The organism is Aquimarina gracilis (assembly GCF_035285365.1).
Taxonomy (GTDB): Bacteria; Bacteroidota; Bacteroidia; order Flavobacteriales; family Flavobacteriaceae; genus Aquimarina; species Aquimarina gracilis.
Map to the genome: position 1 here is coordinate 19,765 of NZ_JAYKLX010000009.1, position 18,156 is coordinate 37,920.

The following is an 18,156-nucleotide window of genomic DNA, read 5'->3' on the forward strand; positions in this document are numbered from 1 at the left end:
GGGTGTTATTAAACCAAAAAGTAATAATATAAAAACATCCTGTTATTTCAGGATGTTTTTATAACTTTTTGTTAGTCGTTACCTTTTGTATTGGTAAACACACTTAATATACCTGAATCACCTTCTTCACCACCACCGTACACATGTATTTTTTCGGTTCTTGATAATGTAGCGATTTGCAATTTATTAAAATTTAACTTTTTCAGATTATTCATTTTTGATTTCATGATTTTGATCTTTTAAAATTACGATGCAAATATATTCAAACGGCTTATATGAAATTGATTAAAATCCAAAACATATTTCAATATTTATAAATTTTTAAATATAAAAAAGCTTAAAATTATTTTTTAATATTTTGATTATCAAGTTCTTTAAGAAAAAATGAAGGCTTGATACCTGTTTTTTTATAAAATGCTTTGGAAAAGGATTGAATATTGTTAAATCCTATTTCCTCTCCTATTGATTTAAGGGTATACTTCCTATAATTAGGGTTGGTTTTTAATTGCTCTATAGCGTAATCAATCCTTAAATCATTAATATAATTGGCAAAATTTTGTCCTTTGTAATGATTAATTATTTTTGATAAATACGTAGAATTAGTGCCAAACTTTTTAGCCAATTTAGTTAGAGTTAATTTACTATCAATAAATTTGTTCTTTTCTTCAAAGGTTTTGATTTTTTCCAAAATATCTTCTATGATTTCTTCGGGAAGATCTATACTTTTTGAGAGGTTAGTTGGTTTTTCGGTTTCTAAACCTTTGTCTATTGATTGATCATTAATTAAGGCTTCAAACTTTTTTTTGTAGTATAAGCGTTTAGAATAGTTTCTATAAAGGAAAAAGGCAAAACCAAGAATAACTATTCCCAAAATGATAGAGACGACTATGCTTCGTTTTTTTTGTTTCTTTATGTTGCCTAAAAGTTTATTTTTTTCAGAAATAAGCTTTTGAGAATCATATTTTTGATAAATATCTATATTTAATTTAGTGTTATTAACATTGGCAATACTATCCAATACAATCATCTTCTCTAATACTTCTAATTGTTTTTCGGTATTGTTTCTTTTTTTGTGGATATTTAGAAGCATTTCGAAAGCTTCTCTTGTATTGGTTGTATAGTTGGTGGAGTCGACTAATTCATTGACCTTTTCCAGATATTCATAACTTATTTTGGGTTTGTTTATCTTGTTGTATGATTTGGCAAGAAATAAATTAGTTTCTGCTAGAGTTACTTCATATTCTAATTGTAGAGGTATTGATAAAAGCTTTTTTAATGTATCAATAGCTTTGTTATAACTCCCTTCATGATAACTATTAATTCCGTTGGCTAGTAACAGCCCTGAATAACCATATTTCTCTTTGTTTTTTGAAATCTTTCTTAAGCCTTCATTAATGTAGATCTTGGCAGAATCCAACTGCCTATTTTTATTATAAACAAAAGCTAACCCCTGCAAGGTACCGATATAAGGTCTATGAAATTTTGTGCTAATATCCTTTTTTTGAAAAAAATCATAATTTGATTTAAAAACTTTTAATGCTTCCCGCTCATTTCCAATCAAAAGTTTCAACTGTGCGATATTTAAATTCGCCGCTACTTTGTGGAGGTCATTATTATTTTTTTCAGCATAATATTTAGCTTTTACGTAATAATCAAAAGCTACATTTAATCTCTTATTGTTTTGTAATAAAACACCTTTGTTTAGATAACCTCTTGATGGGTAATTTATGTGGCTTAAATTTTTTGTTAGCTCGATTATACTGTCTACATATTTTATAGAGATATCTGGAGTACTAATCATAAACAGGTTATGATATCCATCTGCGATTTTTATCGTATCCTTTTCTTTTTTAGCTTTTTTCAGAATCTCAATTGCATATTTTTTAGCGTTACTGATATTTTTAAGGTTATTGTAAAACAAATTTTGTAGTTCAGTATAATCTTTATTGGACAAACTATCAATTTGCTTTCCTTTTGATTCAGCTTTTAAAACAAAAAATGAAAAGAGGTATAAAATTGTAAGAGTAAATCGCATAGTTTTAGCGTTGCAATGGCTGTTATTTGATTGAATAACAATCACTTTTGGTTAAAGCGGGAAACAAATATACAAAAACATAAATATCATAAAAGATTTATAAATTTTACATTCAAAATTTATAAAAGCTTAATACTTCTTCTTGCATCCAACCCAATCATCCTCATACTTTTGACCCAACAAAAAATTTCAAAATGGGATATTCTGAATATGATGAAAAAAGCAAGTTTGTTGTGGATACTATCCTGGCATTGCATTTTAAGCTGGATCAATTCATGTATGATTTGGTTCATTGTAGTCATTATGAGATTATCATTTATTTATGGATTCAAAACCTTTATCATAAAGGAAAGTCTTGCGAAGAAGCTGTGCAATTAATTTATAGGGCGAGAAATCTTTTTTTGCTTGGCAAGAAACCAAAATCATGCGCTTCCTTTTATCCAAAGGCTTCTTGAATGCTGTCAAAATTAAATAAAAACAATAAATAGGTTCTTTATACTAACATTGAATTTATAAGGCTTACCCCAAAGTTGTAAAAAATTACCCCATTAACTATTTGCCAAAATTCATGAAATGTTAGAACTAAAAAGTAAGGGAAAAACTAACCATCAAAAAAATCAGTAGAATGAATATTATCACTAAACAAATAGAACTTATAAAACGAGTGGATCAGCTAATCCGTTTGCAGGCAACAGGCAATCCAACAGAATTATCCAATCGTTTGGGGATATCAAAAACGAAATTATATCGTATCATCCATTTGATGAGAGACTTTAATGCACCAATTATATACGATGATAGCGTACAAAGTTTTGTATATGCAGAAGAAGTTGGATTTCGATTTGGTTTTTATAATAGAGAGACTTTGAGAGTGTAGAAAGTTGAGTTGAGAAGTATTGTATACCCTCTTCAAATAGGTAATGAAAAGAGTAAGGTTTTGAAGAGGGGACAATATCAAACCAAAGAAAAATGAATAAAAAAATGTAGAGTTTCAGAAAATGAAACTAGCAGCCATTAATATTGCAAAAAATGAAGTTAGCTGGATTACATATAATATTAAAGTATATCATCTTATTAGGGATTATGCCTATGGTCTTTGCACAGTATCCTGTTGTCAATACGCCATCTACACCTAAAACCCATAGTATGCAAGTTGTTACTCCTACTTTTAATCGTGGTACAGCTTCTCAAGGTTTCCCAGCATCAAAATCTTACAGTACTCAGCAACAACAAAATCAGAAACTTATAGATGAGGTAGAGCAACATCAAAAGGAGCAAGAAGAAAGGCAAAAAAGAGCGCAGACATTAATCAACGAAGCAGTAAGTCATTTTTCAACACCCTACATCCTTCCTTCCTATTCTAACGAAAAAGGAACCGATAGATATCGAAAGGCATATACCGCTTTGGGGGCTATGGAGAAAAAACCTTTTTCGGTAAAAGAAGCCGTTTTTACGGTCGAGAATGCTTTTTACGAAAAGGAAACTGGTTATGACGAGTTTAACAAAGTGATCCAACAAACCGGAGATTTTATTAAAGAAAAAATGCAGGAGTTTGGTTATGATACCAATAGTAACGTTGCCAAAAACCTGATGTTATTTCAATTTTTTTCAGATACCTTAAAAACAAAAAACGAGTTAACCCATTTACCCTTGGCCTATGATTTTGACGATATCTGGGGCAAGAAAGATTGGTCCAACATGTTTGTGACCAAACTATTAGAATCCGGTAAAGGGCAATGTCATTCGTTACCTCTGTTATATTTAATGCTAGCAGAAGAGATTGATGCCACGGCACATTTGTCCCGATCACCAAACCATACGTATATCAAGTTTCCAGACGACAATGGGATGAAATGGCATAATGTAGAATTGACCAGCCAGATATTAACTACTAATGCATTGATCCTACAAAATGGATATATAAAAGCTGAAGCCATACAAAACAAATTGTATATGCATCCACTATCTCAACAAGAACTATTGTCACAAATGTATGCTGACTTGGCGATGGGTTACCAAAAAAAGTTTGGACATGATCGGTTTACCAAAGAAGCACTACAAAAAGCTTTAGAGTTAGATACTAATAATATTACGGCATTACTTACTCAAGCCAATTATTATACAGAAATGGTTGTACATGTTTTTACACAGTTAGGCATCACTCAAGAAAACATACAGCAAGAATTACCCAAGCACTCTAAAGCGTTGGCACTGTTTCAAAAAATGGTACATCAACACAAAACTATTGATGCCATAGGCTATAAAAAAATGCCGGACGCAATATATCAAAAGTGGTTGGCAACCATGCAAAAGCAAAAAGATAATCAACAACAAAAAGCAATGAAAGAACAACTACATAAACTTACTAAATCGCTACCAAAATTATGAGAAAGATTATATTGATACTCCTTTTGGTAGGGATCACCGTGACAGCACAGGATAGAGAAACGCTCTACAAAGAAGCATTAGTGTCGCTTAGTGAAATGCTTACCGATACTACCAAAATCAACTTTAAAAAGGCAGTATTATTGGTCGAGAATGCATATCTGCATGGCATCCTAGATACACTTGCATTTAATGACGAAATAGATCGGTTAACAAAGTTTACCGAGACTATTTACAAGAATCGATCTTTGTTGTATAAAGAACGGGATAGTCTTACCGTAAAAAAACAAGCAGTTTTGTTTTCGGTATTAAAAGATACAATCCCTTACTACAATGAGACAGGAAAGTATAAACATATTCCGTTTACCTATGATTTTGAAGATATCTGGGGTAGAAAGAATTGGGAAAATATGTTTGTATCTAAACTACTACAAACCCGAAAAGGGAATTGCCACTCTTTACCCTACTTATATAAAATACTGGCTCAAGAGTTGGGTGCCAATGCATATTTGGCCTTAGCACCTAACCATGTATATATCAAAAACCAAAATAAAAAAGATGGTTGGTACAATACTGAACTTACCAGTGGTCAGTTTCCTAATGATGCCTGGTTAATGGCTTCGGGGTACATCCATTTGGATGCCGTGGTGAATAAATTGTATATGGAAGCCCTTAGTGATATACAAAGCGTCGCCATGTGTTTAATAGATCTGGCAGAAGGGTACAACCGGGCTTTTCCCGCTAATGATGGTTCGTTTCCGTTACTGGCTTGCGAGATGGCTTTAAAAGCCTATCCGCATTATATCAATGGGAGAATCCTGAGAGCCGAAACCCTTAAAAGAATCCTTGAACAAAAAATACAGCAAGAAGGAGGAGAGTTCAATACCAAAGTAAGAGAAAATGAAGAATACAAAGAGGCTTTTCTTTTTATGCAGAATGAATATGCCACGATTCACCATGCGGGATACCGTAGGATGCCAGAAAAAATGTATCTAAAATGGCTTAGTTCTCTAAAGGCCGAAGAGGAAAAATATATAAACAAAGAAATAACAAATAGGAATAAATCAAATTAAAATGAAAAGATTAGGGCTTTTAATACTAGTGCTATGGTGTGGTATCATCCAAGCACAAAATCCTTTTGAGGAATATAACTATAATCCGCATATAGCAACCTTATCCGGAGGAGAATTTATCGAAGATTTTGATAATGATACTATTGTGCGTATTGGCTCAGTAATGTTAAATGTAAAAAACAATACAATTACCAGTTTTATAGAAGAATCCGTTACCTTTACAGAGGCTGGAGCAGAACCTACAGTGATGAGTCGATGGTTTCAGCCGGATCCATTGGCTGATGAATTTCCTGATAAGTCTCCATATAACTTTGTAAATAATAACCCCATTTTTTTTGTTGATCCTGAAGGTCTAGCTGCCTATGACGTTTGGAGTTATAATGTAGATTCTGAACAACTTGAATGGGTAAGTGATACAGGAGGTACCGAAACTCAGTATGTTGGTGTTACTAACGATGAGGGTGACAATTTAGGGACTGCTACCGTGTCAGGTTCTGATGTATATGTGACAAAAACAGAAAATAGCGTTTTTGTATCAAGTTATAATCCGACGGAGGATCTAGTTGAAGGATATAATTCCAAAACTGGTTATAAATATCAAGGGTTGGATCTAAAAAAACGGCATCAGCTGAAGGGATCTGTCTTCTACGGATTAATTTTAGAAGCTGAAGCTAATGGTGAAGCAGAGCCTATTCACAGTAAAACAGCATATGATCAATATGTTAGGGAATGGGGTACAAATTCATCCTTTTGGCATGGAGCAGAACATTACTTTGCTCCCGAAGGTGGGGCTAGAGGAGTTGCAAATAGAATAGGTAAAGCTCTTACCGCAAGAGGAAATAGTGCACTTAGCAATTTGGTGAAATCTAAAGGTTCTTTTAAAAGTATTTCTAAAGGATCTTTAAGTAATGCTTCTCCGCAAGGGGTAAGTTCTCCAGTTCCAGAAAACACTAGATCTACTTCGATCAAAAATTCTTGGAATAGTTTTTTGAATGCTAATAAAGGAAAGTACTCCGGTAAAGGATGGGTTAAGAGAGCAGCAGCGGATTATAAAAAATTAAATAATTTGTGATTATATTTGAACTATGAGATTAGTGGTCTACTGTAAATATTGTAACACCAGAAACAATGCAAAAATTCATTCGGAAGATAGATTAGAAATTAAAAAAGATTATGGAGATACTTTTGAGTTAAAATGTTCAAAATGTTTGGAAAACAATCAATTTCGAATCAATGACATAAAAGCCGAAGTGAACCCTATAGTAAATCTGGTATTTATGTTATCCATGTTGGCTCTTATAGTGTGCGCATTTTTTTATTTTAATGATTACCTTTTTGTTTCTGGAACAATACAATCGGTTTATCTAGTTCCAATTGGAATGGGTATACCAATTTTAATATACTTTACTTGGTTAGGAAATGAGAGAAAAAAAGTCAATAGTTTTAATAGATTCAGAGTTTAAAATAATTATGAAGAAAATAGCAACAGTTTTATTGTTACTCGTTACCTTATTTTCTTATGGGCAAGAAGAACATATTATTCCACTGCATAATAGTAAAAAAAGAATAAAAGAATACTCAAATAGGGAGCTAAAAGATAAAGCAGAGTTTATCGGAGGCGAACAAGAATTATTAAACTTTTATAAAAAGAATTCAAAATTTAAAATTTCTCCTTTTGAGAAACATGAATCTTCCGTTGTCTTTATATTACATCTTGATGAATATGGAGAAGTGCTTAATCACGAAGTATTAAGTAAAACTAATTCTAAATTCGTCATAGAGGCTAGGAGATTAATAGATTTAATGCCTAGTTGGAAGCCTGCCACTTTAGATGGAAAACCAGTTAAAGTGGCAGTTTTTCAATCTATTTTCTTTGAATAAATTTAGACTTAACATTCATTTATCCAGTTCCAAGAAATCACAAAAATTAACGAAAGTAAGAGATTTTATAGATTAGTATTATTACAATTTTAGATTAAAAGAATACAGTTTACTCGTCTGGGGGGGCGCGGAATACTTGTTTTTATAACATTACTATTGGCTCAAATCCAAAGTTTTCATTGACTACTGTTAAAGTGTGGTTAGCGAATAATTATGGTTCATTTATAGTTACTAGTAGTCCTACCTTAGACCAAAACTGGTCAAATTGGAAAACAAAAGAATACTAATTCAACACAAACATCTTACTGTATGGAGTACATGGATATTCTGTATCATATTTTTCATGATGATTTGCGACCTGCGGTATCGCAAATACCAAGAGAAGAACTATATTCTTTTCTTATAAAAAATAAGATACAACTTAAGGATAGACACTATTTTGAATTGAAAAAATCTTTTAGTGGAGATTTTGATTTGGAAGAACTTTCATATCAACATCTTAAGTTTTACTACTATGATATCTTGATAGAATTAATCTGTAAAAGCATCCAAAAAGAATTGTACACAGATTTCTTCGAGAATAACAAAAATGGAAAAGACTTTAAAAAGACAGTTCATGATTTTCAGATGCTCATTAATGGACACTTAAAAACCATCGAACAGCATTATTTTTATGATGAAGACAGAATATCTGTATTTCAAATCTCTGATAAAAGAAATACACGAGATATCTATAAGACAATCTACACCAATTTAAGTTATGTGTTAGACTTTATAGGAAACCATTATCCATCATATATGGACAGGGACTTAGAAATTTCATATACCCAGCAGCTGTGGTTTATCGCTTCTCATCAAAAAAAAGTTATAGAACTAGTAAAAAAGCTTGGAGCAATCAATTTGCCAGATCAAATTAAAGAAGAGTTAATCCATTTTTTAAACAAAACGATTGAAGATAAGAGAAGTTTTCTAACCTATAATACTAGACAGTATTACTCCATATTTATTAATGCTCTAAATGAATTACTAGACACTGAGCCTAAACCTTCTTTTGAGAAGTTGGTTGAATTTTTTATTAGATACGATTTCTATACTTTCAAAGTCTATTTCGGTATTATTGAAGAGATCAAATCCCAACTTGTAGAAGAGATAAACCTGAACATATATCAAAAACAGTTATACGAATACCATAGGAAATACAAAAGTATAATAATAGAAACCGAGGTAAGATTCAATCCAAAATTACCTCATTTAAAGACAAGTATAATGGATTATTTGGTCAATGAAATTGAGCTTACACAAAAGATGGAAGAGTTAGAATCAAAGGATAATAATACCCAAAAGTTTAAACTGAATATGACCGTAGAGGAGATAAGCTTATTTACCAAACTCTGCTACGAAGCGGGTATTACCCAAGGGAAGAAAAAAGACTTGATAGAATTTGTCTCCAGATCTTATTATAATGAAAGTACAAAGAACATATCAGTAAAGAATCTAGATAATAGGTATTACAATGTTTCCGAGGTTACTAAAAAAAGGATGCAAAGTTATTTACAACACATGCTCGATGGTCTAGGTGGGATGGAATAATTAAATTATTTCTCACTCAACAAACTAATATCTCCATAAGTGTCTAAAACTTTCAGGAGATCATATAGACATAAATAAGAAAAACCTTCTAGTTTAAGAAGGGCGGGTCCCCCTATATCCACCAACTGTTTAATGCAAGTGTACCCTTCTTGATCCATAAATTTCCTCAGGTGCTGACCAATTTCAAGTTTATCCAACGATTCCACTAAAAAAGAGGGTTGCTTTAGGGTGGTATTTTTGAACGAATTTTCTGATTTCATGGCCACAAATATAAACCATCCTTTTATTAATTGTTCAGTTTTAACAATTTTATTTGTCTTGAAATCAATTAGTTAAAAATTATTTTGGGGTGGACCATCCCTTTACCACTGTTTTAGTGCTTTTCAAATCCTTCTCTTTACACCGAAAAATAAAACATCGAGGTAAATGTCTTTAAAAAATCATTGTAAACAGCCTATATCAGACTTTGAATGTTTCTTTCCTGACAACGAAATAATTAGCATTGGGAGTGAATCATTTCAGAGAATGAACGCGATTTTTCCTTTGAGAAATCTTATGACTGTTTATGATGGATATGTTCTAAGACAAGAGATACTTCAAAAACTGGAAAGATATACTTATGGAAAATATTGAAGAGCTACCACTAGAAGAAAGCGGAAATTTCCCCAAAGAAGATCGAGTAAAATTAATTGTACTAGAATCTGATGCTTATAATGAGTTGCTGAATGATTTTATTCGTTTAGTGAAATTGGCCGTAAGAGATGCAAAAATTGAAGCCATGAAATCTTTTTCAGATCCGGCTGCAGATTGGATTGATGCCGAAGAGGCTAAAAAGATATTGGGTATTAAGAGTAAGTCAAAACTACAGGAACTTCGTGATTATAATGAAATCACATTTTCTCAAGCAGGGAAGAAGGTAATTCGCTATTCCAAAAAAAGTATCCTTGAGTATTTAGAAAGAAACATTGTCATGTAAATCTTGTAAACATTGCATCATGCTTACTCTAGACGAACAAATCGTTTTCTTAAAAGAAAGCCGTAAACAACAAACCAAATTCTTAGAACATGTAAGTAAACAGTTTGGTGAGATTAACAAACCGTTGTTTACAAGACAAATAGGCCATACCATCTTTTGCTATGACTCCATTCTACAATCTATCCTAGAATTACAAGCCTTAAAAAACAAACCCCATGGAAAATAAACCCAAGAGACAAAACTATGATTTTGGGAAGCTATTTATAGCCACCAAATCCTTTATTGATACTTATAATCAAAACAAGCAAGATATCAAAGAACGTCTTAATGCCAACCATAGGGCCACTGCAGAATTGATCACAAGGCTATATGCCAAACAACTGAATAAAGCCATACAATTAGGTGATACTTTTGAAAATGGAACACCGGGGTTTAGAACGTACAATCCAAGTTTGGCAAGTTGTAAAGGATGTACCGTTAGAACCATTATGAATCATAAAGAGCGTTTAAAAGCGGCTGGGTTTATCATCAAAGAAGTACATCATGGAAAATCAGGGATTGAATTATGGATCAATACTGAAATTTTTTCTGAAAGAGTGAAAAATTTACACCCATTAGTTCATGTACAACAAGAACAAATAAATAATAATAGGAATGTTGATATGTTGATAACTTCAGAAGAAGGAGTTCGCCCACAGGCTCACCAGCAAAAAGATAACTACGTTACAGGAACAATGCAAGAACAAGACATGAACACGGAGGAAAGCCGAATTTCCGACTCAAAATCACAAACCAGGTGCGAGAAAAATTTAAGCACTGGGGAGTCGGAGTCGGCTTTTTTACTCCATTTGGTCAAAGATTTTTGGAAATACAGCAAAGCCGTTTTGTATTCCGATATTTTACTCAGCGAACCCGAAGAAAATGATATCCTGAATCAGATTTGGGCCTCGGTATATCGAAAATTTAAGATCAAAGGCAGCAAAAAAGATTGGAAAAGCTATCAACAAATTCTCTATAAACGAGTGGATATGGTATCTCGATGGTTAGAGCGAAATCCCAATCGATGGATTCCTCCTGCTCATTTGTATTTTCATCCTGAAAATAAGAAAAATGGATTTAATAGAACCTATGAATGGTTTATCAAACAAGAAACCCTGAAGCGGAATATCAGAAACCAGATCCTCATTCAAAAAACCGAAGCTGAGTGGCTCGCCCATCATAAAGGAGAAGGAAAACACAAACACAAATCCCGTTTACAATTGTTCAGTTTACAACGTAAACGTCTTGTTAGCTATGGAGATGAGACCCTTATAAACGCCTATGAACAAAGTTTACAACGAACCCTTATCAAATTGTCTACACAATGATGCCAACCAACCTGCCCCAAATCGCACTTACCAAATGCGTGGTATATTTTTATGATGGAAGGTCCCGTACCTTTTATTCCTTTGACCGAAGCCATCGAAATTCTAAACCCAACAAAGCTTTGGGTATGCGAAGATTAGAAAAAATGTTATTTCAAGGAAAACTAAAAGGAACTTGGGAAACGGCTATTGTTTATGAGAATCGAGTTAAAGGTGCAGAATTAGCTAAGTTTAAGAATGGTGTCCGTGTAAGTTGATTAAAAAAAATTCTCAGTCCCGAAAAATGAAACTGGGATGTTTTACATTTACACCCTGCTGCTAAAAATTAATAAGAGTTGTTTTGTTAATTTTTAGTAGTAATAAAGTATGATAATAATTAAACCATATGAATAACGAAATTGATACTATTGACATGTCTCAAAACCTGACAGATAGAGAGGTTTTTATAAAAATATGGACTAAGCCTAGAATGGTTTTCAAATTTATTAATGAAAAGCACTTTGATAAATATGTTAAAATATTATTAGTTCTTGCCGGGATTTCCAGAGCCTTTGATAGAGCTTCAATGAAGGATATGGGGGATAAAATGTCTTTATGGGCAGTAATGGGTTTTTGCATAATTTTAGGAGGTCTCTTAGGTTGGATTTCTTATTACATTTATGCTGCACTATTAAGTTGGACAGGAAAATGGTTAAATGGGAAAGGAAATACTTCTTCAATTTTAAGAATACTTTCCTATGCTTTGATTCCATCAATAATTGCTTTAATTTTTCTTATTCCTCAAATAGGCATATATGGAAATGAACTTTTTAAATCTGACGGAGATATGACAACTGCAGGATTAATTTCCAATTTCTTTGTCTATGGTTCGATGATTATAGAATTTATTCTTGGCATTTGGACTATAATATTTTTTGTAATTGGGATTTCTGAAGTTCAAAAATTATCAATTGGAAAATCGATACTAAACCTTCTACTGCCCATCATCATTTTTGCGGTTCCGATTATGATAATTATTTTAGTAACTAGTGTACTTTAGTTATTTTTCATCTAACGAAATCATAATCATTACTTTATTACCAAATTACAAAATGAAATATAGAAAGTTATTCAGTCTAGCTTTAACCTACATGATTATCATTGGATGCTCATCAGACATTGAGGAAATGAATGAGGGAGAGAAATACTTGGCTAAAAAGTTCAGAGCAGAATGGTCAAGTATTGGGTTAACTCAAACAGAATCCAAGACAAATGGTAAAATAACGGAGAACCGAAAATTTCTTGACATAATAATTAAAAACTCATCGGATATAGATAAAATTATATATGAAAATGAATATGCGAAAAAACAAATTAAAAATGTAGCTCAATTTGTTTTGGACTCTATTCATTTTGGAGAAATGTCATGTAAACCAGAAGAAATACAAGTTGAGTTTATAAAAGAAGACGTATTTCTAATTTTTAAAAATGAGACGAAACGTACTATGTCTTACAATATAAATTGAAAAGTTGAAGAGAATAAAATTAAATGAAGAAAGTAAAAATCAATCCCAAACAAATAATAGATTGGAATTCCTTTCATTCTGCATTTGCTAATCTTCAACTTTCCAGATTATTATGGGCGTAATATGAATGCTTGGGTTGATTGTATGGATGAGTTTACGACTGAATTAACTTTGTTGGATTTAGGAGATTGTAGAGGTTTAAAAGAATCTAATCCAGACATTATTGAAGCTTTATTAGAATGTACTTCTTTTATAAACTTTAGAAGAATCGAATCTAATGAAGAACCTGTTTTATTAATTTCTTTGTTTACTTAATGAGAAAGTTTAATCGCATAAATATTGAATTCGGAATTCCCGAAAATGGATGGTTATTTACGAAGTTTCAATGGGAGGATTTTCGGTTGGAAATGGATCTTTCAAATGTTCCTGCAGACCCAATCGCACAGTTGTGTGATGCATTAATTGAAATTAATAGCGGTATGAGAATTCCCATACGAATACTATGGTCCTTGGAATCTTATCACTATTATTTTCAATTGGAACAAAAGAAAGATATATATAAAGTTATAATATTTAAAAGTGATACGATTCAAAGTAGACCTTTAGAGGTTGTTAAAGAATTTGAAGGAGATTACGATCAGATAATATTGCCGTTGTACAGAGCAGTAAAAAAATTTAATTCGTACTCATATAGTAAACCACACTGGGAAGAAATGGACTCCAAAAGAATTTTGAAATTGACCAATTTAATCAAAAGAGAACATTTGGACGAATTTAAGAACTTGAATAATTAAATAACCCCTCTATAATTGACGGGTTCACATTTTGTTGAACTAGAAACTTTAATTGGGTTAAAAGAGATTTAAATTGATTTATAGAAAAATTCGTGGACATAAAAGAAGATGGGGCCAAATTGACAATTGGATTACGAGAGAGTCTGTTTTGGATGTTGAATATCTTAAGCAAAATTTATACTGGTATTCAGACATTGCTGTTCATCCATGGTGTGATATTTCTCTTACTAGAAGTCAGTTTCCTGAACCAAAAGGGCAAACTAAAAAGAGGATTTTACAAGGTCTAGAAAATGTTTATGATAATTGGAAGATGGAGTTGGAAAAATTAAGTCAACCATATTATCTCAAGGTTTGGATTTATGAACCTCGTTTTTCAAAATCACAAGTGGTTTGTGCAATTGATGAAAGAATCGAACATTATAAAAATGTGTTTAATCAATCCAATTTCAAATCAGAAGAATCTGACTTATTAAACAAATTAAATCCGGGTTTCAAATGGCAATCCTTTCTTGATGAGCAACCATATTGGAAAAGTGAATTATTATGGCCAATGAATCAATATGAAAGGATTGAAGATGCATATGCTGATAGAAAATTATTGAAGAAATTGGAAAAAGGAAATTATCGGAATGAAAAGACTAATGATGATATTGTCTTTTTTATACCTAAAGGTAAAATATGGGTTGGAGAAAAATAGAATAGAAAATATAGTTTAATTTGGCTTGGTTTCATAGTAATACAAATCGAATAATTTTCACAAATGTTCTGGAAGAGAAATAGACAAAAAAATAATTTGAATGTTCAGAGTGTGGAGAAGTTCATAATAGTTGGCCAGCTTTGACTTACAAATCTCCAACACCATATCATTGTCTTACAGATATGGATAAAGAGAAAATTGCAGAAATAAATAGTGATTTCTGCGTAATTGAGTATAAAGAACAAACAGATCGATTTATAAGGGTTGTTTTAAAACAAAAAGTAAATGACTTTCCTCATACACTTGAGTATGGTTTATGGGTTTCACTTAGCCAGGATAGTTTTGAAGATTATATCTTAAACTTTGACAATAATAATCATAAAACGTCATATTTTGGATGGCTAAGCAATGACTTACCAGACTATGATAATTCAGAAATGATTCCTATGTCTGTTTACACTAAAAAAGGAAATGAAAGACCAGAAATAGTTCCGCATCAAGATTTTGAACACCAATTTATAAAGGATTTTTATAGGGGGATCTCAAAAAAGGAAGCAGAAAGAAGAATTCATGCTATGTTAAAGAATTTAGAGTAAGATTACGGAACGGCAAGTTTTAAAATAAGTGTCGTGGGATAAAAATTCTACAGTTTCAAAAACTGAAACTCGGATGCTCTACATTTGCACTAGTAAGTAAAAAAATAAATTATTAAATAAAAGAATAGATCAAGAATATTCTTGTTAGTTTATTATGAAGAAGAAACTTAGGATAATAGTAATGATTGCTGGAATTTTGTTTGGAGTTTATGCAGTACTCGGGCAAACAGATATGTTGAAAATGTATACTACACCAACTTCAGCAAATGAGCCGGGAATCAAACTCAATTCAAAAATTTTCGTTTCAAATTTAGTTGATTTTAATAATCGAGATTTTGTTTGTTATGAATACGAAAATGAAAACTTTGGTAAGCACACAAGGGTTCATCGGTTATTGGGGAAATCAGGAGACGTTATTGAAATTAAAGATGGAGTTTTTTACTTGAATGAAAAAAATGTGGATGAGAATATGGATTTGAAACATTTCTATATTCTTAAACCAGATGAATTCGAGAAATTAAAGGATAAAAATTTAATAGACAAAAAGGATGTTGTTCACCAGACAAATGACGAGATCTTCATTTTTCTAATTGATAAAATAGCGAAACAATACGGTTTATTTTCAAAAATACAGCTAGAGCCGAGGAATCAAAAGAATAAAGTAATAGTAAAAATCTATAAAGAAGATTGGAATAGAGATAATTTTGGACCTCTAGAAATTCCAGAAGGGAAATGTTTTGTTATTGGAGATAATCGGCACAATTCTGAAGATTCCAGATTTATTGGACTTATAGATGAATCAAAAATTGTTGGTACTGTAATTCGAAAGTAGTGCCTAAATCATTGAATAAGAAATAAAGATCCATTATATGCAAAAAACATGCGCTCCCGCACCGACCAATAAAAAAGAATACATCGCCGATATCGGAAAAATATTGGTTGCAGAACATGGTAAAAAGAAATACTATAAGCCTGAAGAAGTTAAAAAAGCCCATAGAAAAAGCAAATGGTATGATGGCCTTGATTTTTCTTGTTGGGGAATGAGTACTTACTCTTCACATTCAGATTTTGATAGCTATCACGAACAAACCGGAGAAGTTTGTAATTATATCGAAATGAAAACGGAAATGTTAAGTGGTTTATCAAATACCACAGATGTTAACTGGATGGAAATCCCGGATCTGGATATTGATGCGTCATGGCTAGATTTTGGAGATGTATTTGAAGGAGTTCTAGAAGGGATTGGTGAGTTTATTAGTGCTATTTTTGAGGGTTTATCCGGTTAAAAGAGTTGTCAATGGAATTTCATGAATGTAATTTAAATATAAGGTATGATTTGCCGAAAGAGATTTGGGCTAAAGTAGAATTAGTCTATTCTCAGATGCATGGATGGTTAGGTTATGGTAAAAAGGGTATTGGGTATGAAGGTATTCCATATTGGTTTAGTTATAATGAAGAGGAAAAATACATATTGGCATCAATAGAACCTAGTGGACTTCATTTTGAAGCAAATATGGATAAAGATGAATGGATACAATGGAAAACTCAATTTAAAAAAGTTGCAACAGAAGTTCTTAGGTTTAAAGTTGGTGAAATTGAAGAGGGAGAGGTTGGACACGAAATCGAATGGATAGATTGATTAAGTTATTTTAGTTTAAGTCAACTAATAATGAAAAAAGAGCATAAAGAAATAATTAAACTACTATCGGAGTATTTATCGAATCATCCTGATCAGAGATTTGGGCAAGCACTTTTTAACTTAAGAATTAATGAGTTCGATAAGAGTACCAATACTCAAATGCCTAATTCTATAAGAGACATTCACAATGATAGTGATACAGATATCATAATAAGAATAAGAAAGCAATTAGAATGGTTTGATTTACAAGAAAAGGTAAATAACGGACTTTCAAATATTGTAGGTTTACAGGGGATGACAGTAAATGAAAGATTATTTGCTTCGGGTTTAATGGAAACTTTCGAGGAAATGAAAAATAAAAATAAAGAATTTGCTCGTTTTATACTTATGGCACTGAAAGTTGATGGTAAATCAATTGAAAAAATATTGAAATGAAGAAAGAAGAAATAATCAAATTCTTGAAGACTGAAATTGAGCCTTTAGAAGATCAATTTCTTGGATTGGGTTATCGAGCTTCAGTTTATCTTAAGGATGGCACTTATTTGCCAGCAGTAATTTTCAGGAACCCTAACAAGAAAGTTGATCGAGCGATAAGAAGGTTCAAAGAAGAAAGAGATAATAAGGGAATCATTAGCTGGGCTAAAAATGAAGATGGTTATCGTGAAATTGTGAAAACATTTGTTACTAGAGGAAATAAAATAAATGATTACGATATAGAAAAAGTTGAAAAAAGTCCATTTGCGTTTCCAAATGAAACATTGTTTTCCATAAAAGGAGAAACAACCATGGGATGGACTGGTTTCGTTGCCAAGATGAGTGATGGAAAAACTTTTGGATTTGGCACTTCATTTTTGATGGAGTTTTTCCAGATGCCTACAGGATATCAAGCAACAGAAATAGTTGATATAATTAACCATAGTTATATTTCGAAATCAGGAGAAGTGAGGTCCCATGAGAGAGCTTTTTTTGATCCACCTGAAGATTATGATGAAACAGTTATACATAGAGAAAGACCTTATTTTGAATGTTATATTGATGATTTATAATTGAATAAATAGCCATTGTTGTTTACGAAATGAACAAAATAACCTTAAATACCGAGTCTTATTTAATCAAAGGAACTGAAGGTGAGAGGTTCTTCCCTTTCTTTGAATTGGAATATAATGAATGGGTAATCTACGAGGATGATTTTCCTAAATATTACATTGAGCTTCCTATGAATTCAGAATCGAATTCATCCTTTAGAGAGTGGTTAAATAACGAACTTAAATCCGGTAAAAAACTTAAGAAGGTAATTAGTAGTTTGGGAAATCAGTATGGGAAAAATTGGAACATTCTTCCTTCCCAATTAGGGATGGAAGTCGAAGATGGTTATAAAAGCGAGATAATGGAACTTGAGATCTTAAACGATGATGTTATGGATCAGATTAAGTCTTCTAAAGAATAGTTCTTAAATCACTCCTCCACCCCAAACGCCTTAAACACCATCCGCACCTCATAAGGATACAACAATTGCCTTCGCCCTGTATCCAAACCTTCAATTTCTTTTAGTTTTAATCGCAAGGTTTCCCGGCTTATTCCAAATCGAATGGCAAGTTCTGCCTTACTCCAAAATCTCATT

Annotated in this window: 27 protein-coding genes; 23 read left to right on the forward strand and 4 right to left on the reverse strand. The window is 32.1% G+C overall.

The genetic code is table 11. From position 1 onward, the window contains the following. Window positions 1-71 precede the first annotated feature (71 nt). Complete coding sequence (locus U6A24_RS18195) at window positions 72-227, reverse strand: class I lanthipeptide (RefSeq protein WP_324181436.1); 156 nt, start codon at window positions 225-227, stop codon at window positions 72-74. A gap of 116 nt (window positions 228-343) precedes the next feature. Next, window positions 344-2,035 (reverse strand): helix-turn-helix domain-containing protein, encoded by a 1,692-nt coding sequence (locus tag U6A24_RS18200; protein WP_324181437.1) that lies wholly within the window; start codon window positions 2,033-2,035, stop codon window positions 344-346. A gap of 194 nt (window positions 2,036-2,229) precedes the next feature. Here U6A24_RS18200 and U6A24_RS18205 point away from each other — a divergent pair, with 194 nt between their 5' ends. The 7 genes from U6A24_RS18205 to U6A24_RS18235 all read left to right on the forward strand — a co-directional run bounded on the left by U6A24_RS18205 (window position 2,230) and on the right by U6A24_RS18235 (window position 8,964). After that, entirely contained in the window at window positions 2,230-2,490 is a 261-nt protein-coding gene (locus U6A24_RS18205; protein WP_324181438.1) for a hypothetical protein, read from the forward strand. Window positions 2,491-2,660: 170 nt separating this feature from the next. Continuing rightward, on the forward strand, window positions 2,661-2,912 hold the full coding sequence (locus tag U6A24_RS18210) for a hypothetical protein (protein WP_324181439.1): 252 nt from the start codon (window positions 2,661-2,663) through the stop codon (window positions 2,910-2,912). A gap of 152 nt (window positions 2,913-3,064) precedes the next feature. Next, window positions 3,065-4,423 (forward strand): hypothetical protein, encoded by a 1,359-nt coding sequence (locus tag U6A24_RS18215; RefSeq protein ID WP_324181440.1) that lies wholly within the window; start codon window positions 3,065-3,067, stop codon window positions 4,421-4,423. Continuing rightward, entirely contained in the window at window positions 4,420-5,493 is a 1,074-nt protein-coding gene (locus tag U6A24_RS18220) for a hypothetical protein (protein WP_324181441.1), read from the forward strand. The genes U6A24_RS18215 and U6A24_RS18220 overlap by 4 nt, the downstream gene beginning before the upstream one ends. A gap of 1 nt (window position 5,494) precedes the next feature. After that, a complete protein-coding gene (locus U6A24_RS18225) occupies window positions 5,495-6,565 on the forward strand; it encodes a hypothetical protein (protein WP_324181442.1) in 1,071 nt (356 codons plus the stop codon). 347 nt (window positions 6,566-6,912) lie between these two features. Then, on the forward strand, window positions 6,913-7,374 hold the full coding sequence (locus U6A24_RS18230; RefSeq protein WP_324181443.1) for an energy transducer TonB: 462 nt from the start codon (window positions 6,913-6,915) through the stop codon (window positions 7,372-7,374). 309 nt (window positions 7,375-7,683) lie between these two features. After that, on the forward strand, window positions 7,684-8,964 hold the full coding sequence (locus U6A24_RS18235; protein WP_324181444.1) for a hypothetical protein: 1,281 nt from the start codon (window positions 7,684-7,686) through the stop codon (window positions 8,962-8,964). A gap of 5 nt (window positions 8,965-8,969) precedes the next feature. Here the strand turns inward: U6A24_RS18235 and U6A24_RS18240 are convergent, their stop codons facing one another. Continuing rightward, the gene (locus U6A24_RS18240; RefSeq protein WP_324181445.1) at window positions 8,970-9,224 is read right to left on the reverse strand and encodes a hypothetical protein; all 255 of its coding nucleotides are present in this window, start codon (window positions 9,222-9,224) and stop codon (window positions 8,970-8,972) included. A gap of 359 nt (window positions 9,225-9,583) precedes the next feature. Between U6A24_RS18240 and U6A24_RS18245 the strand changes: the two genes are divergently transcribed. The 16 genes from U6A24_RS18245 (at window position 9,584) to U6A24_RS18320 (ending at window position 17,982) form a co-directional block, all read left to right on the forward strand. Continuing rightward, a complete protein-coding gene (locus tag U6A24_RS18245; RefSeq protein ID WP_324181446.1) occupies window positions 9,584-9,940 on the forward strand; it encodes a helix-turn-helix domain-containing protein in 357 nt (118 codons plus the stop codon). A gap of 19 nt (window positions 9,941-9,959) precedes the next feature. Then, window positions 9,960-10,166 (forward strand): hypothetical protein, encoded by a 207-nt coding sequence (locus tag U6A24_RS18250; protein WP_324181447.1) that lies wholly within the window; start codon window positions 9,960-9,962, stop codon window positions 10,164-10,166. Then, complete coding sequence (locus U6A24_RS18255; protein WP_324181448.1) at window positions 10,156-11,307, forward strand: hypothetical protein; 1,152 nt, start codon at window positions 10,156-10,158, stop codon at window positions 11,305-11,307. Before U6A24_RS18250 ends, U6A24_RS18255 begins: the two co-directional genes overlap by 11 nt. After that, a complete protein-coding gene (locus U6A24_RS18260; protein ID WP_324181449.1) occupies window positions 11,304-11,561 on the forward strand; it encodes a hypothetical protein in 258 nt (85 codons plus the stop codon). Before U6A24_RS18255 ends, U6A24_RS18260 begins: the two co-directional genes overlap by 4 nt. A 128-nt stretch (window positions 11,562-11,689) precedes the next feature. Next, a complete protein-coding gene (locus U6A24_RS18265) occupies window positions 11,690-12,343 on the forward strand; it encodes a Yip1 family protein (protein WP_324181450.1) in 654 nt (217 codons plus the stop codon). A gap of 52 nt (window positions 12,344-12,395) precedes the next feature. Beyond that, window positions 12,396-12,809, forward strand: a complete 414-nt coding sequence (locus U6A24_RS18270) for a hypothetical protein (RefSeq protein ID WP_324181451.1) — start codon at window positions 12,396-12,398, stop codon at window positions 12,807-12,809. Window positions 12,810-12,893: 84 nt separating this feature from the next. Continuing rightward, window positions 12,894-13,124: a barstar family protein gene (locus tag U6A24_RS18275; RefSeq protein ID WP_324181452.1), complete on the forward strand. Its 231-nt coding sequence runs from the start codon at window positions 12,894-12,896 to the stop codon at window positions 13,122-13,124. Next, entirely contained in the window at window positions 13,124-13,603 is a 480-nt protein-coding gene (locus U6A24_RS18280; RefSeq protein WP_324181453.1) for a hypothetical protein, read from the forward strand. The genes U6A24_RS18275 and U6A24_RS18280 overlap by 1 nt, the downstream gene beginning before the upstream one ends. 73 nt (window positions 13,604-13,676) lie before the next feature. Continuing rightward, window positions 13,677-14,300 (forward strand): hypothetical protein, encoded by a 624-nt coding sequence (locus U6A24_RS18285; RefSeq protein ID WP_324181454.1) that lies wholly within the window; start codon window positions 13,677-13,679, stop codon window positions 14,298-14,300. Between the two features lie 140 nt (window positions 14,301-14,440). Beyond that, window positions 14,441-14,896, forward strand: a complete 456-nt coding sequence (locus U6A24_RS18290) for a DUF2199 domain-containing protein (RefSeq protein WP_324181455.1) — start codon at window positions 14,441-14,443, stop codon at window positions 14,894-14,896. 154 nt (window positions 14,897-15,050) lie between these two features. Then, window positions 15,051-15,728, forward strand: a complete 678-nt coding sequence (gene lepB / locus U6A24_RS18295) for a signal peptidase I (protein ID WP_324181456.1) — start codon at window positions 15,051-15,053, stop codon at window positions 15,726-15,728. A gap of 37 nt (window positions 15,729-15,765) precedes the next feature. Continuing rightward, window positions 15,766-16,182, forward strand: coding sequence for a hypothetical protein (locus tag U6A24_RS18300; protein WP_324181457.1), 417 nt, complete (start codon window positions 15,766-15,768; stop codon window positions 16,180-16,182). 11 nt (window positions 16,183-16,193) lie between these two features. Continuing rightward, on the forward strand, window positions 16,194-16,535 hold the full coding sequence (locus U6A24_RS18305; protein WP_324181458.1) for a hypothetical protein: 342 nt from the start codon (window positions 16,194-16,196) through the stop codon (window positions 16,533-16,535). 30 nt (window positions 16,536-16,565) lie between these two features. Then, window positions 16,566-16,970 carry a hypothetical protein gene (locus U6A24_RS18310; protein ID WP_324181459.1) on the forward strand — a complete coding sequence of 135 codons (405 nt, stop codon included), beginning with the start codon at window positions 16,566-16,568 and terminating at the stop codon, window positions 16,968-16,970. After that, window positions 16,967-17,581, forward strand: a complete 615-nt coding sequence (locus tag U6A24_RS18315; protein WP_324181460.1) for a hypothetical protein — start codon at window positions 16,967-16,969, stop codon at window positions 17,579-17,581. The genes U6A24_RS18310 and U6A24_RS18315 overlap by 4 nt, the downstream gene beginning before the upstream one ends. Before the next feature lie 29 nt (window positions 17,582-17,610). Continuing rightward, a complete protein-coding gene (locus U6A24_RS18320) occupies window positions 17,611-17,982 on the forward strand; it encodes a hypothetical protein (RefSeq protein ID WP_324181461.1) in 372 nt (123 codons plus the stop codon). An 8-nt stretch (window positions 17,983-17,990) separates the two neighbouring features. On the opposite strand, the gene U6A24_RS18325 is transcribed toward U6A24_RS18320, so the two are convergent. Next, window positions 17,991-18,155, reverse strand: a complete 165-nt coding sequence (locus U6A24_RS18325; RefSeq protein WP_324181462.1) for a hypothetical protein — start codon at window positions 18,153-18,155, stop codon at window positions 17,991-17,993. Between the last annotated feature and the right edge of the window lies 1 nt (window position 18,156).

Bases quoted from the DNA above. Each gene is read 5' to 3' on its own strand.
- U6A24_RS18195 (WP_324181436.1), bottom strand. From the start codon at position 227: ATGAAATCAAAAATGAATAATCTGAAAAAGTTAAATTTTAATAAATTG.
- U6A24_RS18200 (WP_324181437.1), bottom strand. From the start codon at position 2,035: ATGCGATTTACTCTTACAATTTTATACCTCTTTTCATTTTTTGTTTTA.
- U6A24_RS18205 (WP_324181438.1), top strand. From the start codon at position 2,230: ATGGGATATTCTGAATATGATGAAAAAAGCAAGTTTGTTGTGGATACT.
- U6A24_RS18210 (WP_324181439.1), top strand. From the start codon at position 2,661: ATGAATATTATCACTAAACAAATAGAACTTATAAAACGAGTGGATCAG.
- U6A24_RS18215 (WP_324181440.1), top strand. From the start codon at position 3,065: ATGAAGTTAGCTGGATTACATATAATATTAAAGTATATCATCTTATTA.
- U6A24_RS18220 (WP_324181441.1), top strand. From the start codon at position 4,420: ATGAGAAAGATTATATTGATACTCCTTTTGGTAGGGATCACCGTGACA.
- U6A24_RS18225 (WP_324181442.1), top strand. From the start codon at position 5,495: ATGAAAAGATTAGGGCTTTTAATACTAGTGCTATGGTGTGGTATCATC.
- U6A24_RS18230 (WP_324181443.1), top strand. From the start codon at position 6,913: ATGAGAGAAAAAAAGTCAATAGTTTTAATAGATTCAGAGTTTAAAATA.
- U6A24_RS18235 (WP_324181444.1), top strand. From the start codon at position 7,684: ATGGAGTACATGGATATTCTGTATCATATTTTTCATGATGATTTGCGA.
- U6A24_RS18240 (WP_324181445.1), bottom strand. From the start codon at position 9,224: ATGAAATCAGAAAATTCGTTCAAAAATACCACCCTAAAGCAACCCTCT.
- U6A24_RS18245 (WP_324181446.1), top strand. From the start codon at position 9,584: ATGGAAAATATTGAAGAGCTACCACTAGAAGAAAGCGGAAATTTCCCC.
- U6A24_RS18250 (WP_324181447.1), top strand. From the start codon at position 9,960: ATGCTTACTCTAGACGAACAAATCGTTTTCTTAAAAGAAAGCCGTAAA.
- U6A24_RS18255 (WP_324181448.1), top strand. From the start codon at position 10,156: ATGGAAAATAAACCCAAGAGACAAAACTATGATTTTGGGAAGCTATTT.
- U6A24_RS18260 (WP_324181449.1), top strand. From the start codon at position 11,304: ATGATGCCAACCAACCTGCCCCAAATCGCACTTACCAAATGCGTGGTA.
- U6A24_RS18265 (WP_324181450.1), top strand. From the start codon at position 11,690: ATGAATAACGAAATTGATACTATTGACATGTCTCAAAACCTGACAGAT.
- U6A24_RS18270 (WP_324181451.1), top strand. From the start codon at position 12,396: ATGAAATATAGAAAGTTATTCAGTCTAGCTTTAACCTACATGATTATC.
- U6A24_RS18280 (WP_324181453.1), top strand. From the start codon at position 13,124: ATGAGAAAGTTTAATCGCATAAATATTGAATTCGGAATTCCCGAAAAT.
- lepB (WP_324181456.1), top strand. From the start codon at position 15,051: ATGAAGAAGAAACTTAGGATAATAGTAATGATTGCTGGAATTTTGTTT.
- U6A24_RS18300 (WP_324181457.1), top strand. From the start codon at position 15,766: ATGCAAAAAACATGCGCTCCCGCACCGACCAATAAAAAAGAATACATC.
- U6A24_RS18305 (WP_324181458.1), top strand. From the start codon at position 16,194: ATGGAATTTCATGAATGTAATTTAAATATAAGGTATGATTTGCCGAAA.
- U6A24_RS18310 (WP_324181459.1), top strand. From the start codon at position 16,566: ATGAAAAAAGAGCATAAAGAAATAATTAAACTACTATCGGAGTATTTA.
- U6A24_RS18315 (WP_324181460.1), top strand. From the start codon at position 16,967: ATGAAGAAAGAAGAAATAATCAAATTCTTGAAGACTGAAATTGAGCCT.
- U6A24_RS18320 (WP_324181461.1), top strand. From the start codon at position 17,611: ATGAACAAAATAACCTTAAATACCGAGTCTTATTTAATCAAAGGAACT.
- U6A24_RS18325 (WP_324181462.1), bottom strand. From the start codon at position 18,155: ATGAGATTTTGGAGTAAGGCAGAACTTGCCATTCGATTTGGAATAAGC.